At 38.1% G+C, this 15,970-nt stretch carries 14 protein-coding genes; 10 read left to right on the forward strand and 4 right to left on the reverse strand.

What is annotated here, in order from left to right; genetic code table 11:
• Positions 1 to 262: 262 nt before the first annotated feature.
• The gene (abc-f, locus tag AC1DIV_RS22480) at positions 263 to 1,900 is read right to left on the reverse strand and encodes a ribosomal protection-like ABC-F family protein (RefSeq protein WP_340875893.1); all 1,638 of its coding nucleotides are present in this window, start codon (positions 1,898 to 1,900) and stop codon (positions 263 to 265) included.
• A 690-nt stretch (positions 1,901 to 2,590) separates the two neighbouring features.
• Here abc-f and AC1DIV_RS22485 point away from each other — a divergent pair.
• Complete coding sequence (locus AC1DIV_RS22485) at positions 2,591 to 3,361, forward strand: GH25 family lysozyme (RefSeq protein WP_340875894.1); 771 nt, start codon at positions 2,591 to 2,593, stop codon at positions 3,359 to 3,361.
• Between the two features lie 262 nt (positions 3,362 to 3,623).
• Here the strand turns inward: AC1DIV_RS22485 and AC1DIV_RS22490 are convergent, their stop codons facing one another.
• The gene (locus AC1DIV_RS22490) at positions 3,624 to 3,803 is read right to left on the reverse strand and encodes an H-type small acid-soluble spore protein (protein WP_048679567.1); all 180 of its coding nucleotides are present in this window, start codon (positions 3,801 to 3,803) and stop codon (positions 3,624 to 3,626) included.
• Between the two features lie 529 nt (positions 3,804 to 4,332).
• Between AC1DIV_RS22490 and AC1DIV_RS22495 the strand changes: the two genes are divergently transcribed.
• Positions 4,333 to 5,079 carry a TerC family protein gene (locus tag AC1DIV_RS22495; RefSeq protein ID WP_323598750.1) on the forward strand — a complete coding sequence of 249 codons (747 nt, stop codon included), beginning with the start codon at positions 4,333 to 4,335 and terminating at the stop codon, positions 5,077 to 5,079.
• A gap of 121 nt (positions 5,080 to 5,200) precedes the next feature.
• Here AC1DIV_RS22495 and AC1DIV_RS22500 read toward each other — a convergent pair whose 3' ends face one another.
• Complete coding sequence (locus AC1DIV_RS22500) at positions 5,201 to 6,340, reverse strand: LuxR C-terminal-related transcriptional regulator (RefSeq protein ID WP_340875897.1); 1,140 nt, start codon at positions 6,338 to 6,340, stop codon at positions 5,201 to 5,203.
• A gap of 272 nt (positions 6,341 to 6,612) precedes the next feature.
• On the opposite strand from AC1DIV_RS22500, the gene AC1DIV_RS22505 reads away from it, so the two are divergent.
• The 8 genes from AC1DIV_RS22505 to AC1DIV_RS22540 all read left to right on the forward strand — a co-directional run bounded on the left by AC1DIV_RS22505 (position 6,613) and on the right by AC1DIV_RS22540 (position 14,739).
• Positions 6,613 to 7,356, forward strand: coding sequence for an SDR family NAD(P)-dependent oxidoreductase (locus AC1DIV_RS22505; protein WP_076368734.1), 744 nt, complete (start codon positions 6,613 to 6,615; stop codon positions 7,354 to 7,356).
• A 310-nt stretch (positions 7,357 to 7,666) separates the two neighbouring features.
• Positions 7,667 to 8,092 (forward strand): DMT family transporter, encoded by a 426-nt coding sequence (locus AC1DIV_RS22510; RefSeq protein WP_323598748.1) that lies wholly within the window; start codon positions 7,667 to 7,669, stop codon positions 8,090 to 8,092.
• A gap of 15 nt (positions 8,093 to 8,107) precedes the next feature.
• Positions 8,108 to 8,806 (forward strand): Crp/Fnr family transcriptional regulator, encoded by a 699-nt coding sequence (locus tag AC1DIV_RS22515; protein WP_340875898.1) that lies wholly within the window; start codon positions 8,108 to 8,110, stop codon positions 8,804 to 8,806.
• Positions 8,807 to 8,824: 18 nt separating this feature from the next.
• Positions 8,825 to 9,295, forward strand: a complete 471-nt coding sequence (locus AC1DIV_RS22520) for a DMT family transporter (protein WP_340875899.1) — start codon at positions 8,825 to 8,827, stop codon at positions 9,293 to 9,295.
• Positions 9,296 to 9,850: 555 nt separating this feature from the next.
• Positions 9,851 to 11,512 carry an amidohydrolase gene (locus AC1DIV_RS22525; protein WP_340875901.1) on the forward strand — a complete coding sequence of 554 codons (1,662 nt, stop codon included), beginning with the start codon at positions 9,851 to 9,853 and terminating at the stop codon, positions 11,510 to 11,512.
• A 172-nt stretch (positions 11,513 to 11,684) separates the two neighbouring features.
• Positions 11,685 to 12,938, forward strand: coding sequence for an MFS transporter (locus AC1DIV_RS22530; protein ID WP_340875902.1), 1,254 nt, complete (start codon positions 11,685 to 11,687; stop codon positions 12,936 to 12,938).
• A 337-nt stretch (positions 12,939 to 13,275) separates the two neighbouring features.
• The gene (gene gloA2 / locus AC1DIV_RS22535) at positions 13,276 to 13,662 is read left to right on the forward strand and encodes an SMU1112c/YaeR family gloxylase I-like metalloprotein (RefSeq protein WP_340875903.1); all 387 of its coding nucleotides are present in this window, start codon (positions 13,276 to 13,278) and stop codon (positions 13,660 to 13,662) included.
• Between the two features lie 192 nt (positions 13,663 to 13,854).
• Positions 13,855 to 14,739: a DMT family transporter gene (locus tag AC1DIV_RS22540; protein WP_095679473.1), complete on the forward strand. Its 885-nt coding sequence runs from the start codon at positions 13,855 to 13,857 to the stop codon at positions 14,737 to 14,739.
• 83 nt (positions 14,740 to 14,822) lie between these two features.
• Here the strand turns inward: AC1DIV_RS22540 and AC1DIV_RS22545 are convergent, their stop codons facing one another.
• Positions 14,823 to 15,509 (reverse strand): ArsR/SmtB family transcription factor, encoded by a 687-nt coding sequence (locus tag AC1DIV_RS22545; RefSeq protein WP_340875905.1) that lies wholly within the window; start codon positions 15,507 to 15,509, stop codon positions 14,823 to 14,825.
• Positions 15,510 to 15,970: the final 461 nt, after the last annotated feature.

Consider the following 15,970-nt stretch of genomic DNA (forward strand, 5'->3'; position numbering starts at 1 on the left):
GTGAGTTGTGGTTGATTTCCCCTCCAGATGCTCGCTTTCCGCGGGGCGGGCGGTGAGCCTCCTCGGCGTAAACGCCTGTGGGGTCTCACCTGTCCCGCTGCTCCCGCAGGAGTCTCGCACTTCCGCTCCAATCAACCTTAAATAGTTTCTTTTAAAAACAACAATCTTTACGAAAAGAGCCTATCTAAAAAACCCTTAGACTTAAATCATTCTAAGGGTTTCTACATTTAATTTATCAGTTTCAATAAGTTACAGTTGATAGTCATTTGTCACCAAGTTCGTTTATTTTTTTCGTAAGCTCATTAAACTTTTGGTCGAGTTCTTTGTACGCTTTATCGTTTGGAGTCATAAAGCTAAGCTTTCCTAAAACTTCTTGTCTTTCTGTTTCAAGCGTTAATCGAAGTTCTTCCAGATCATCTCTTTTTAAAGGTGATTCATACAATTGCTTGTGTATGCGATTATTTGAAATGACGAGTTTGCTGCTTGTCGTTTTTTCGAGAAAATATCGATCATGCGAAACGACGAGTAGCGTGCCGGTGTACTGTGCTAAGGTATCCTCAAGTTGTTCCCGTGAAGCTAAGTCCAGGTGATTTGTCGGTTCATCCAAAATGAGCACATCTTTTTCCTCTAATATATATTCCATTAACTTACATTTTACTCGCTCACCCATACTCATATTCTTAATAGGTTCTGTCCAATGAGATACCGTGAAGCCTAAATGCTTCATTAAAGTTTGAACGTGCCCTCTAGACTCGAAAGTTTCTTTATGAAATAGCTGGGCCGGTGTTAGTTCAAGTGGTAAATCAAACACTTCCTGCGTCAAATAGCCTATTTTCGCAGATGGTGAAATCCATACATCGCCCGCATAAGTTTCATGGCCAAGAATTATTTTTAATAATGTCGTCTTTCCGCTGCCGTTGGAACCTATAATGGAAAACTTCTCACCATGCTGAATCGTGAAATTGACGTTTTTAAATAGTGTGCGACCGTTAAAAGACTTAGTTAAACTCTTAACTTCCAAAAAACGTTTTCCCATCTTGTTTTTTGCATTAATTGAAAAGCGTACAGTGTATTCCGGTTCAACAGGTTCAGTTTTTGCTTTTTCAAGCTCTTTTTCAAGACGCTTTTGTTTAGACTTTACCTGTGCATCCATGCGCTTTGCTTTTACGCGATAATATTCCTTAATCCCTTCCTTTTTGGTCGATTGGGAATGGGCTTTTTTTGACCAAGTAGTGATTTCTTTCATTTGTCCCTCAATCCGTTCAACCATTTTTTGCTGTTTTTCATATTCACGTTGTTGTGTAAGTCTTTTCTGTTTGCGCACCTCCATATAACTAGAATAATTCCCTCTGTGCTCAATTAGCTTTTTATCTTCAATCGACCAAATTTTCGTTGCTACAGCATCCAAAAAATAACGATCGTGCGAAACAAAAATGATGGTACCTCCATAATTTTTAATTTGTCCTTTGAGGAATTCTAAACTATCCTCATCAAGGTGGTTCGTCGGTTCATCTAATAGTAAAAGGTCAGCATCTTTGGAAAGTCCTTTTGCTAACCGGGCTTTCAGTTTTTCTCCCCCGCTTAATAGTGGGAAGTCATGGCTTGGTACATGCATTTTATCAAGTAATTTAACTTCTGAAGGCGTCTTATCTTCTGAAGAATGGGACTCGACTTCTTGTTCAACCATAAATACTTTCACGTCTTGCTGCAGCCATTGGATTAGTCCATGTGCAGGCTCTAAATCATTGTTGATTAATTGTAACAACGTAGATTTTCCGGCACCATTTTTACCAATGATACCGATGATCTCGCCCTGTTGAACTGTAGCATTAACTTTTTCAAAAATGTTCAGGTCCAATACTTCATAACTAATATTGGTTAATTTTAAAAGTTCTTTCATATAATCCATCCCTCTCTTTAAGGGAGAATGAAAAAAATCCTCCCAGTTCATATGGAAGGATTAGTCATACCTGTGCATTATCAAATAAGAGCTATTTTCACGATAGCTCTAAAATTTATAGAAAATGGGCAGACTAATCCTATTTTGTATGATTTGAAATATGCGATTTCAAATTTTAAAAATAAGATTAGTTAATCATCGGCCACCCATCATCCCTTCTGATATTAATAAAATCAGTATAGCATAAAATAATATTTTAAAACAAAAGGAAACAGCATATTACTTTGCTTTCAATCTAAATTTAAGGCTGTTATAACATACTTTGTTGCTATTTACCAAGTAGTGAGGTGTGGTTGATTTCCCTTCCAGATGCTCGCTTTCCGCGGGGCGGGCGGTGAGCCTCCTCGGCGTAAATGCCTGTGGGGTCTCACCTGTCCCGCTGCTCCCGCAGGAGTCTCGCACTTCCGCTCCAATCAACCTTAAATAGTTTCGTTTTAAAAACAACAATCTTTACGAAAAGAGCCAAATTTAAAGATTTATAATTGTATTAACACAATCAAATATCTTATTATAAGGTGGGCAGTAGGCAACAGGACTGCATTTTTCACTTTATGATGTGTTTATAAGGGATATGTTAAAATGATAAAACATTTACCCCCATAGGGTTGTTTCCTTAAGGAGGACTTTAATATGGAATATATCAAGGGAATCGATGTTTCACATTGGCAAGGTGCTATAAATTGGGGGGAAGTTGCAAAGGCAGGCGTGAAGTTCGTTTTCATTAAAGCAACAGAGGGAACGAGTTATTCTAAGCTCTCCTATTTCAAAGAAAATGCACCACTAGCATTGGCAGCGGGATTGAAAGTCGGGGCCTATCATTATGCAAAGTTTGCAACTGTTGCAGAAGCAAAAGCTGAGGCTGCTTATTTTTTAGATTCAATCAGCTCTTTTGCTTTAAATTACCCTGTTGTTCTTGATCTTGAGGAAAATAAAAAAAAGGCAAATAAAAAAACGCTGACCGATGCCGCGATCGCTTTTTTAGAAGCCATTGAAAAAGCTGGATACACGGCTATGCTGTATACTGGTAAATACTTTCTCGAAAATACTTTAGATGAATCAAGGTTGAAGAATTTCGCTTTTTGGATTGCCAGATACAACAGGACGTTGGGACGCAGCACGGACATTTGGCAGCATTCTGATTCAGGTAAGGTAAGTGGGATCAGCACAAAGGTGGATTTGAATATAGCCTATAGGGATTTTACAAATACCATAAATACTTTTAGGACTGACGAACCCCGTGCATTGAAAACTGAAACAACCTCAACTTATACTGTAACAAAAGGCGACACACTTAGCTTCATTGCAAAAAAACATAAAACAACCGTAAACTCGCTTGTCAGTCTGAACGGAATTAAAGACCCAAACAAAATTTATATCGGTCAAAAATTAAGGCTGAAATGAGTAAAGGAATTTTTTAATACGAGGGGTATGGGTTCTTTCAAAAGGTCAAAACAAAGTAGAAGAGAGAGGGTGTGCGAGACTCCTTCGGGAAAAGCAAGTCCAGGCGAGACCCCACAGGCGCAAAGGCGCCGAGGAGGCTTCCCTGAACGCCCGCGGAAAGCGAATGCCTGGAGAGTAGATCAACATTCAAATTGTACAAAACCTTAATTTACTGTAGACAAACTGGCTCTTCTTATTAAAGAGGAGCTTATTTTAATGGATATTATATTTCTTTAAGTTCGTCTATTGCTACGTCTGATCTTTCCTCTAATGGGCCTCTTAGATGTACTGTAGCCGTTCTTCCATCTTCATTTAAATTATCAATCCAAACTGAAGTCCCATTATATCTAACCTCAATGTCAGATGAAGACGAAAGAATCTGCTTTATACGCTTAGCATCCATATAAATCCCTCCCTGTTAATTAGTCTTCCTATTATTTAGGAAAAGCTTTGATTTTATTCATTTGATTAAGGTTGTATATAAGGAACATCCGCCGTAGCTCTTTTTTAATTAAGCTTGTATGAAAAGATGGGAATTCTTAATCTTAAAATATTGAGTCAAAGGAAAGTGAATATGTTTTTGTTACGAATATTTCCCCGGTACAATTGCAGACGCCAGGAACATCACAAAACATTTTACAGAAATATCATTTAATGGCAGAATAGGAATTGAGTTGGAGCTTTTCGGAGTGCGAAGATGTAAATCCTAACTTTTCCTAATTGGAATGAAGTCTAAGCATAAAAGAATATTATAGAGCTGACGGATGCTTTACTTTAAATAGGGAGTGGCTTCGGTACCTTATTTTAATGAAGCTAATTGGACGGAAGGATTGAATAAGGAAGAAGAGAAGATGGGACAATATTGGAGGAGAAAGTGTTGTTGGGTTTGAAGTCATATACGCATTCTTATACATGCTTTTTAGGGGGGTATCATGGAACTATCGTTATTATTGGAATATGGCTGGGTGTTAATTATTCTAATTTTTTTAGAAGGTTTATTATCTGCTGATAATGCATTGGTTTTAGCCATAATGTCAAAGCATTTACCAAAAGAACAGCAAAAAAAAGCGATTAATATTGGGTTGCTTTTGGCTTTTATATTTAGGATTGGTGCAATCTTCATCATTTCGTACCTTTTCCATGTTTGGCAAGTTCAAGCAATTGGGGCTGCATATTTGATTTTCATTTCATTAAAGCATTTACTAAAAAGGGACCACGGTGACAAAGAAAAAAAAGGGAAAAGCTACCGTATGACCGTTGCGCAAATTGCATTAGCTGATATTGCTTTTGCTATTGATTCCATTTTAGCTGCTGTCGCTCTTGTGATTGCCTTGCCAGATACGCCAATGGGTGATATAGGAGGTATGGATGGGGCAAAGTTCATTGTTATTTTATTAGGGGCCATTGCAGGTTTAATCGTCATCCGGTTTGCGGCAGGATACTTCGTTAAGATACTGACGGAACGACCAAGCCTCGAAACGGCAGCCATGTTAATCGTTGGTTGGGTAGGGGTTAAGTTATTAATGCATACCCTTGCGCATCCAGCCGTGCACATTATCTCTCACGATTTTGTTGAAGGACCGATTTGGAATATAATCTTTTGGTCAGTCATGCTTCTTATCGCTATAGGCGGATGGTTTTTATCTGGAAAAACAGTGAAAAAAAGTGAAGGTGAATAAAGTATATTCTTTTGTAATAAATGAAAATTTCAAAAAGACCGAAAAAATTTTTCGGTCTTTTTTTGGTTCTTTATAGATTCTGTAATGTTGACAAATCGTCATAAAAATCAGTAATTCAATTTTACTTCAGTAGGCCTAACCGAAAACCATAAACGACTGCCTGTGTACGGTTCTTAGCTTTAAACTTTGTCATTAAACTGCTTACATAATCTCTAACTGTATGCTCGCTTAATTGCAGCAATTCGGCCATTTTTTTATTGTTATAGCCCTCAGCCAGCAAATATAAAATCATGGATTCACGTTCCGTCAATTGTATGTCGGTACCTATTGATACCTCATCATCCTTTCTTGATAAATATAAACCGAGCCGTTTTCCTACCTGTTCAAGTAAAGTCAGTTCATCCATTGAATAATCGAATTCCTCCCCTAATTGATCAAAGGTCAGCCAGCCGAACACTTGCTGGTCATGAACAATCGGTACAAAGATGACAGATGAAAGATTAAATAGCTGTATATGTTCCTCTTTAATGTAATTATGGGGATTCTTTAAAAATACCGGCTTTTTTGAATTGAACACCATGGATTGCTTGGAGCTGAGTTGCCCCCTCATGCTTTGAACTTTTGGCAGCTCGGATCCAATGGTGCCGTATAATTGATTGGACCAAGGAATATAAGCATAAAATACACATCTTTTATAGTTAAAGAACTCTTCACATTTTTTTAGGATAAAAGCAAAATCCTTAAATCCTGCTGAGATAATTAAAAGTTCATCTAATTGGTCCAGTAGCTGCAGTCCCTTAAGTTCTGCATTCTCTTGTTTGGTTTTGTGGTGTTGCTCCGGTTCGTCGCCTGTCCACTTGTTATAGCTATGGATGAGATGAGAGAAAATGGATAATAAGAACATAAGGATGGAAAGGGTTTGGGCATGTTTCAGGTTTACCAATGAGGTAACGATGGCCTTTTCAAAGATCAATCGGAACATGCTGAAATGATTATCCTTTAAAAGGGGTAAATGTGATTGAAGCCAAGTATCCAAATGCTCTTCGTATGTGTCTTTTATGTCGTCGATATTTGGAGCGGATAAAAATAGTAAAAATGATTCCAGTAATGTTTGTATCATCTTACGTTCAGGTTCTAATATGAAGGGCTCTAGATTCAAATGAATATTAATATTTTCTTCAATCCGTTTGTTATGACTTTTAATGAATAATATGAATTGCTGCCATGTTATTTCTTCATATGCATGAAAGGGATGAGCCATGTGAATTCCTTCTCCTAAAAACAAAATACCCTATAAAAAGGGGAAACTAACCCTATTATTATACAGCACTTTATAGGATAGTAATTCAAATTGTAAGGAGTAAAATAAATGTATGAACACAGAATGAAGCTATTTGATGGCCATTTTATTTCAACATTGTCATCAGCTTTTTGTTTGTATAAGAATGGTCGTCCAGGGAGAACCTCTAGGGATGGAGATTTCTGTTGCTCAAGGAATCCGTAGGAAATAAGAAAAGGAGATCTGGTAATATGATGAGACTTGAAAACAAAGTGGCAATCGTAACAGGGGGAGCAAGCGGGATTGGAGCAAGTACGGCTCAATTATTTGCAGAAGAAGGAGCAAAGGTGGTCATTGCCGATTTTGCTGATCATGGACAAGCGGTGTCAGAAGAGTTAAATGGAAAAGGGTATGATACTCTTTTTGTTAAAACTGACGTGACGAATGAAAATGACGTAAAGAATATGATCGAAGAGACAGTTAACAAATATGGAAAACTGGATATCATGTTCGCAAACGCAGGAATTGCCAGAGACGGAAACATCCATGAGTTAAGTTATGAACAATGGCAAAAAACAATTGATATTAATTTATCCGGTGTCTTCCTATCCGATAAATATGCGATAGAGCAAATGCAAAAACAATCTACTGGCGGCGCCATTGTCAATACAGGCTCCATCCATAGCCATGCAGGGAAACCGGGGGTAACAGCCTATTCTGCTGCGAAAGGCGGGGTCAAACTGTTAACACAAACGTTAGGTTCGACTTATGCGAAAGATGGCATTCGTGTCAATGCAGTTTGCCCTGGATATATAGATACACCACTTATTGCCGAAGCACAAGGTGAAATAAGACAAGGTTTGATCGATTTACATCCAATCGGCCGTTTAGGCAGAGCGGAAGAAGTGGCTAAAGCCGTTCTCTTCCTCGCAAGTGACGATGCATCATTTGTTACTGGCACTAGCCTAATTGTCGACGGCGGTTATACGGCAGTATAAATTTTAAGGATTATTCGCTCGGTCTCTCAATCAGTCAAATTAGGTTTGAGGTGCCAATTAATAGAGCTTCTTCTGTAAGATGAGTGGTGTTCGTACACCCAAATCATACTGAAGGGCTCTTTTTTACATATAACGAAAAATTCCCGTAAATACTAATAAAATTTCAAACGATATCAGCGGTTTTTTTCGTGAATTTTAAGTTGAAATCAATTTTTCGTAAAATTAAAAATGAAAATGGGACATATGTCCTTTCTCTATACTCCTTTTCCGTATTTTAATAATAGAAGAAATCCATAGAGGAGGAGTCAGAGTGAAAGGGATCATATTTTCCATTATTGCAGGCGTGTTCATATCGTTGCAAGGTGTGTTCAATTCAAGAATGAGTGAGGAGCTAAGTGCGTGGCATACTACCGCGATTGTCCATCTAGTCGGATTTATTTTTTCCATCATCATTTATTTATGTGTCCGTGATGGAAGAGCGGAGGGGTTTCGTGAGGTTCCCATTTTATATCTGCTTGGAGGAGTGCTAGGCATCGTGATTGTGTTTGGGGAAATGACGGCGATCAATCTGCTAGGCATGTCTTTTGCAATAGCAACCATTTTAATTGCACAGCTTATATGTGCCTTCATAATAGATTCAAGGGGACTTTTCGGAATGATTAAGACGAAGGTGTCGTTTCAACAAGTTATCGGAATGGCTATGATGTTAACGGGTGTAGTCATATTTAAATTGTAAAAAGGTGATAGGACATTGAAAAAATTAAAAGATAGATCAGGTCTCGATGAATATCTCGAAAAGTTTGAGCTGAATATGATATTTTCCAAGGAACTGAAGGAGAAAATCTCTCTCTACCAATTCCATAATGGAGACATTTTATGTTCAAAGGGTGAGGGTATTCAATATATGTATTTTCTAGTAAAGGGAAAGTTAAAGATTTTTACAACTTCACCTGAAGGAAAATCGTTAATTGTTCGGTTTAAAACGCCATTGGCCCTTATTGGAGATGTGGAGTATATAAAAGGGATGCAAGCACTCAATACAGTTGAGGCAGTCAGTGAAGGAATTGTTATCGGTATTCATTTCAATGACTTACGAACGATGGAAACGAACCGATTCGAGTTTCTGCATTTTTTATTGGAGATTGTTACACAAAAATTTTTCACAGAATCCCATGCCGCAAGTTTGAACAGGCTCTATCCCGTCGAGGTACGTCTTGCAAGCTACCTGTTGTCTCTTTCATCAGAAGGAAGCAGCTCTATGTTTCACAAAGAAATGGACAAATTGAATCTGACGGAAATAGCTGATCTCATAGGAACAAGTTATCGGCATTTAAATCGAGTCATTCATAAATTCTGTGAAGAAGGTATCATTCAAAGAAAAAAAGGAGTTATTAATATTAAAGATTTAGCTCGGCTTCGGGAAAGGGCAGAGGGAAATATTTATGAATGAGTCAGGAGGCTGTAAATTATGCAAGGAATTCTGTTTGCCGTGGTGGCTGGTGTCTTCATCAGTATGCAAACGGTCCTTAACACAAGAGTTAGTGAGAAAGTGGGAGCTTGGGCGACCACAACAATTGTTCTCGGGCTTGGTTTTATTTCATCACTATCGATCTTCATTATGATGGATGATAAGAACCTGTTAGCGATTGGGCATATAAATAAGCTGTATCTATTAAGTGGTGTCTTGGGAGTCCTGCTCGTCTATTGCATCATGCAGGCTATCCGCCTTCTAGGACCAGCCTATGCCATATCAATCGTCCTTGTCGCACAACTAACCATGGCAGTTCTGATTGACACCTTTGGGTGGTTCGGATTTGAAAAAGCACCATTTACCATAAATAAATTGATCGGGATCATAATCATGATATCTGGAATCATCATGTTTAAGATGAAAAAGAACATTGTCCAACAATTGAAAGAGAGTTCCTTTTTCAAATAATCTCAGAATCAAAGTAATATGGCACATATAGTTATAGTACATTCAAAAATCCTCTCTTTTTAGGGACATATATATCAATGTGAAAAGAGGGGGAATGTCGTATTGGGATAAAGGTGGTAATTGTGCTGCCTATTTTATTTGCTGAATATATGGGACAATACAAATTTACATTATTTCTAATCATAATGAAGTCCTATCAAAATAAGCGAAACATAAACTGCTCGATTCCAGTTTTTTTTAGATTAAATAACATTTATAGCCGAATAAAGCACCCTATATTTATTGTTATTTTTAGAAAATATTGAAAATTATAAATTTAAATGTTTTAATGTAACTATGCCTTTTATACTGGTTCGGACGACGTGATGTTAACACCACTAGTAAAATGGGGTAAATCTATTGTTTCATTAAAGAAAGGATGTGTCATTCTACACCGGATTGATTTGTGAGTATTTGCCCTATCTTTTCAGTATTTCTATCTGTCAGTTTGCCAAGTTAGTACTATGACGAAATGAAGTGGATTTAAAACCCAAAAAAAGGGAGGGACTTTATTTTATGATGAAAATCGATCTTTTATTTAAAAATGCAAATGTGCTGACTCTAGATAACAGGAATCGTCGGGCTAGGTCAATTGCTGTAGCAGATGGAAAAATCGTCGGGATTTGGGATGAGTGTGAGCCGCCTAAAAGTGCAGTGGAGATTACAGCAAGTACTGATGTTGTAGATTTAAAGGGAGCCACCCTAATTCCAGGCTTTATCGATACTCATAACCATATTTTAATGTATGGATTAACGATGGGACAGGTGAACTGCGGTACACCGCCCAATCAATCCATAAAAGATATTTTAGAGTTAATAGGTGCAAAAGCAAAAGAAATTCCCGATGGCGAATGGGTAAGGGGATATGGCTATGATGATACGCTTTTATATGAAAAGCGCCATGTTACACGGAGTGATTTAGATAAGGTTTCGCCAAATAACCCTGTAGTCATCACACACACTTCAGGGCACTTATCCGCAGTAAATTCGCTTGCTTTGCAATTAGCAGGTTTAACTGATGAAGTTTCTGATCCCCAAGGCGGACATTATGGTCGGGATGAGAACGGAAGACTGAATGGAGTAATATATGAACCAGCGGCAATGGCACCAATAAATAATCACATACCACAAATGACAATAGGGCAACAGGTTGACATGTTAGGAAAGGCTTCAAAAGATTATGTAGCTCAAGGAATTACCACGAATACAGATGCTGCAGTTGGATTTAATAATTTGGAAGATTTAGAGGTTCATCTTAAAGCGGCTGAACAAAAAATTAATCCGATGCGAACGAGACTGATGATCATGCATCAGCAGCTTCGTGAAGGACAGCCATTCGGGGGTTATTCTCCAGCTCAACTGGACCTGGAACTCAGGGAAAGGTCTGGGGGACGGGTTAAATTAGATAGCGCAAAAATGTTTCAGGACGGCTCCATACAAGGTTTAACAGGAGCTTTACGTCTTCCATATTATCAAAATAAAGATGTATATGGAGATCTCATTCATCATCAGGAAGCATTTAATGAAGAAGTCTTAGACCTGCACAGACGAGGGTTTAGGATCACAACGCATGGAAACGGGGATCGTGCGATCGGTTCGATATTAGCGGCATATGAATATGCTTTATCCAATAGCCCTCGTACAGGGCATCGTCATAGAATCGAACATGTCCAAACCGCAACCACCGAGGACATCATGAAGATGAGGGAACATGATGTAGCCGGATCCTTCTTCATCAATCATGTATATTATTGGGGGGACAGGCATAAACAAATTTTCCTGGGTCCGGAGCGTGGAAGGCGTATAAGTCCGTTAGCTGAAGCTGTTGCACACAATTTATTGTTCACCCTGCATTCCGATTGTCCAATTACCCCAATCTCACCCCTATTTTCAGTATGGGCTGCAGTTAATAGAATAACGAGAGAAGGTCATGTTTTAGGCCCAGAACAGCGCATTGATGTAGAAACAGCTTTAAAGTCGATGACTATTTTTGGCGCAAAACTAAATTTTGATGAGTCACGATCAGGAAGCATAGAAATTGGAAAACAAGCAGACTTTACCATTCTCGAGACTGACCCTACAGCTGTTCATCCAGAAGAAATTAGGGACATAGCAATTCTGGCCACCTTCATAGATGGAAACCCAGTATATGGACAAGAAAAGGTAAAGACTACTTAATTTCCTACCGGAAATTACTGCGTTTAATTATAAAAGAAAATCCTATATGTTTGACATAAAGCACCGATTATCATTGAACCCGCATCCTCGACATTAGAGACTCCATGATCCTGTTTCCTTAGAGTTTAAAAAATTGTGATGAAAATTAAAGCTAAACTAGGGGGCTATGCTAGTGAACAAATTAGCATTCGGTCAAAATCCAAAAATGATTTTGTTATTACTTTTTGCAGGTAATTTGTTCTCGGCACTGGATCGCTTCGTCATTAATTATGGGATTGTCCATATATCCGATGACCTCCAATTAAGCGCATCCTCCACAGGTCTGATATTAAGCATCTTCTTTTTAGGATATGCAATTATGCAGATTCCCGGCGGTTGGATGGCCGATCGTTTCGGCGCTAGAATCGTGCTTATTGTCTCTGTCTTTAGTTTTACCATTTTTACCAGTCTGACAGGATTGGCATGGTCTTTTGTATCGTTGTTGGTCATTCGTTTTATGTTCGGATTGGGGGAAGGAAGTTTCTTTCCTGCTGGGGCCAAAATGATAGCAGTGTCCATTGCGGAAGAAAAGCGATCCCGGGCAATGTCTTTGTTTCTTTCCGCACTCACTTTTGCAGGTGTCATTTCACCCATTCTCGCAGCCACTCTGCTTGTTAGTATCGGATGGAGGATGATGTTTGGCATTATTGGGATTTTTGGGTTTACGATTGGGTTGCTATATTTGTTCTTATTAAAACCAAGAGTAGGGAGTCAGGGCCCGCGAGAAGTAGATTCCTTAACGGAAGTTCCTGTCAAAGGTTCTTTTATTAAGCTGTTTAAAACCCCCTTGGTCCTTAGTTTGATGGTTGCCTCGTTTGCATATGGTTTCATCAGCTGGGGAGTGATGTCATGGATGCCGACTTACTTGGTGCAGGAACGTGGCCTGAATTTAATTTCCATGGGTCTTTTACAGATGATCCCTGCAATAGCTTCTGTGGCTTTCTATATTATCGCCGGTTATGTACTGGATAAAGTGAAAGTTGGTCGGGAAAAATGGATAGGGGGCTTTAGTGGATTAGGACTAGCGTTATTCGTGTATCTCATGTTTCATGCAGAAACGGTAACGGGAGTTATCATCTATCAATCCATTATACCTATATTTTCCGCAGCCTTATCCACTATCATTTTTAGTCTGCCGCTAAAGTATTTACCGGAAGCAATCGGAGGATCTGCAGTGGGAGTGGTCAATTTAGGGATGCAAGTGGCTGGCTTCATCGCTCCTTTAACGATCGGTTTTGTCATAGACGCTTTCGATGGATCATTTAATGGGGCTGTTTGGTTATTGGTTTCATTCGGGGTCGTTTGTTTTATCGCTTTTATGACCTTGAAATCGGGTAGGGAAAATTTCATATCAGAAAATCCACAAACAATTCCTGCTGTAAAATAGATTGATATAATAAAAGTCTTCAGCTACTATCTTGACAAGCCTGATGTTACTGAATTTCAGTTAACAGGGCTTTTTATTTTTTTATACGATATTATCATAAATATTATTCAAACAGTATGGCCTGGGTATTTTTCATGTTTAAAATACAATTTTTCTAATGTGCTGCAATTAATCTATTTGGAGTAGTGTTTAGACCTATATCCGATGAAAGGAAAATGGATGTACCAGTATCGTGCAGTGGAGTCCGAAGGAAGCACTGAAATCTAAGTGTTTATTAATGTATAACTTTGGTAAAATTAGTTTATAAAAATAATCAATGTTCTTAGGGAGGACACAAATGAAGGTTAAAAAAATACATCATGTAGCAATAATTTGTTCTGATTATGAAAAGTCAAAGAACTTCTATGTAAATATTTTAGGGTGTGATATTGAGAAGGAAACATATCGGTCAGAAAGGAAATCGTATAAATTGGATCTTATCGTCGGAGGGGAATATCAGCTGGAATTATTCTCATTTCCTGATAGTCCCCATCGTCCTAGTTATCCTGAAGCTAGAGGGCTTAGACATCTTGCTTTTGAAGTGGAGGATATTAATCAAGCGATTGAAGATTTAGAAAACGAAAACATTCCAGTTGAACCTATCCGTGTTGATGAGTTAACAGGAAAAAGGTTCACTTTTTTTAGTGATCCGGATGATTTGCCTCTTGAAATATATGAAAAATAGGATGAGGTTACCTCTATTGAATACGATGATTTAAAGAGGTTACTTATATCAATTTAACTATGAAGATTCCCTATAATATGTCGATACCATTAAGTTTGATCCACTTGTATTCCATATTTCGATGAGAGCTGAAATAATCACCGGCTATACTATCTGTAGATTGGTCATTTAAATATGTCAGGAGATAAAAAAATGAATGTTTACAAATTTACAGTGTTGATACTTTTAACGACATTTTTGATGGGTTCTTCTTTTGCAGTAGTTAAAATTGGTCTACCTTATTCATCCCCATTATTATTAGCAGCATTACGCTTCACACTTGCCGGACTCATAATGGCGATAATCGTAATCTTTTTAAAAAGACCGCACCCAAACTCTAAAGGGGATTGGATAAAAATGCTCATTATCGGCACTTTTCAAACAGCCGGAGTAATGGGGTGCATTTTCCTGAGTTTACGCACGATTACAGCAAGTGAATCCTCCATTCTTACATTCACGAACCCGTTGCTTGTTGTTGTTTTCGGTACGATCTTTTCACAAACACGCTATAAACTATATCAATGGATTGGTGTTTTATTAGGATTAGTCGGAGTAATTATAACGATGGGAGCGCAACTTGAATTTAAGGTTGGTATTCTTTTCGGCATTCTTTCTTCTGTTTTCTGGGCGATTTCCACTTTATTGGCGAAAAAATGGGGGGCGATTTCCGATACATGGGTATTATCTGCCTATCAGATGCTTTTTGGCGGTTTACTGCTTTTACTTGGCAGCTTTATTCTTGAAAAACCATTTTTCATACTGAATGGTAATTCGTTGTTCATTTTATTATGGTTAAGTATCATGTCATCGATCGTGCAATTTGCTGTTTGGTATTACCTTTTACAAAAGAGTGATCCCGGAAAAACAAGTGCCTTTTTATTTTTGGCACCTTTCTTCGGTGTATTATCAGGGTGGGCACTATTAGGTGAACAGATATACACTTCACTCTTAATTGGCGGACTGTTTATCATCATTGGCATCTATCTTGTAAATAGCAATTTCCAAAAGGAAAATAAATTAGTTAAAAGAGCTTTATAGTAATCGCATGGATTTAAGCCGCTAAAGCAAAGTCCCTCATGATGAAAAAGAACCTTTCTTTTTCATCATGAGGGATTATTAAATTATACCTCTATACAAAAAACTTCTTTAAATCCTTCTTTCCCTTTAGGTGTGATTTTTACTGCGCGAATAGATGGAACACGGACTATCCAGCCTAAATCAAAAAAATGTGTAAGGATCCCATTCCCTAAAGCTCCGCCAAGATGATGGTGACGTTCACTCCAGTCTAAACATGAGTGGGAAAATGAACGGCGCTTTCTTCTTAAATCAAGCAAATCGATGCCGAATTCTGAAAAAAAATGATCTCCTTTGGGTGTAACTGTAAACTCTCTCTCTTCTTTTTTCAAATATCCGGCTTTCAACATCGATTCAGTTAATTGGACGCCTAGTTTTCCTGCCAAATGATCATAGCAGGTTCTGGCTTCCTGAAGCATTTTGACTTGACTTGATTGTTTTAACGACCGTACTTCAGGAGGTGGGGAAATGGCCAGAAACGATTCCAAAATGTGCGCAATTTCTCCATTTGCTAGCTGATAATAGCGATGTCGTCCGTGTTTTTCAACTATAACAAGGTTACCTTCCACTAATTTAGAAAGGTGAAAGCTGGCGGTTTGAGGTGTTATTGCTGCCATCAATGCTAATTCACCTGCCGTATGAAAACGCCCATCCAGCAGACTTGCAAGTATTGTTGCACGTGACGTTTCCCCAAGGAGGGAGGCTATCTCCACCATATTTGGATTTATACTCAAAATAGTTACCAACCTTTCTGCCGATGGATTAAATAAGTTGAACGCCAATTAATTAGCATTAAAAATAAGTAAACTTATACTTCCATTATACAGTACCGCTGCCCTAGGATATTCGGTATATTCACGATTCCTGCTTTAAAAAAAGAATATTGGACCAACAATAAAATGGAAAGCGTTATTACGTTTATTTCTAAACATTAATTTTGAGTCGTCTCTACAAGGATTTTTTTGATAAAATGCACGTGATAAATTGGTTGCTTTTTTGGGGAGAGATTATGAAATCAGGAGAGGTTAAAAAGAAGACTGTATACCTTTGGATAAGCGTTTTTTACTGAAGTATATTCTTTGTAAACTAGGCATACATTTTTACATGTTCACTAATAGTAAACGTTCATAATAGTCTGGGAATAAATACCGGTGAATAGTCCCTTTTGTGAATTTAGTAGTTAAATAGGAGGGAA

Source organism: Peribacillus sp. 05N428 (assembly GCF_056397085.1).

Coding starts and splice junctions, on each gene's coding strand:
- AC1DIV_RS22490 (WP_048679567.1), bottom strand. CDS start 3,803: ATGGATGCTAAGCGTATAAAGCAGATTCTTTCGTCTTCATCTGACATT.
- abc-f (WP_340875893.1), bottom strand. CDS start 1,900: ATGAAAGAACTTTTAAAATTAACCAATATTAGTTATGAAGTATTGGAC.
- AC1DIV_RS22520 (WP_340875899.1), top strand. CDS start 8,825: ATGCAAGGAATTCTGTTTGCCGTGGTGGCTGGTGTCTTCATCAGTATG.
- AC1DIV_RS22540 (WP_095679473.1), top strand. CDS start 13,855: ATGAATGTTTACAAATTTACAGTGTTGATACTTTTAACGACATTTTTG.
- AC1DIV_RS22495 (WP_323598750.1), top strand. CDS start 4,333: ATGGAACTATCGTTATTATTGGAATATGGCTGGGTGTTAATTATTCTA.
- AC1DIV_RS22525 (WP_340875901.1), top strand. CDS start 9,851: ATGATGAAAATCGATCTTTTATTTAAAAATGCAAATGTGCTGACTCTA.
- AC1DIV_RS22500 (WP_340875897.1), bottom strand. CDS start 6,340: ATGGCTCATCCCTTTCATGCATATGAAGAAATAACATGGCAGCAATTC.
- AC1DIV_RS22505 (WP_076368734.1), top strand. CDS start 6,613: ATGAGACTTGAAAACAAAGTGGCAATCGTAACAGGGGGAGCAAGCGGG.
- AC1DIV_RS22485 (WP_340875894.1), top strand. CDS start 2,591: ATGGAATATATCAAGGGAATCGATGTTTCACATTGGCAAGGTGCTATA.
- gloA2 (WP_340875903.1), top strand. CDS start 13,276: ATGAAGGTTAAAAAAATACATCATGTAGCAATAATTTGTTCTGATTAT.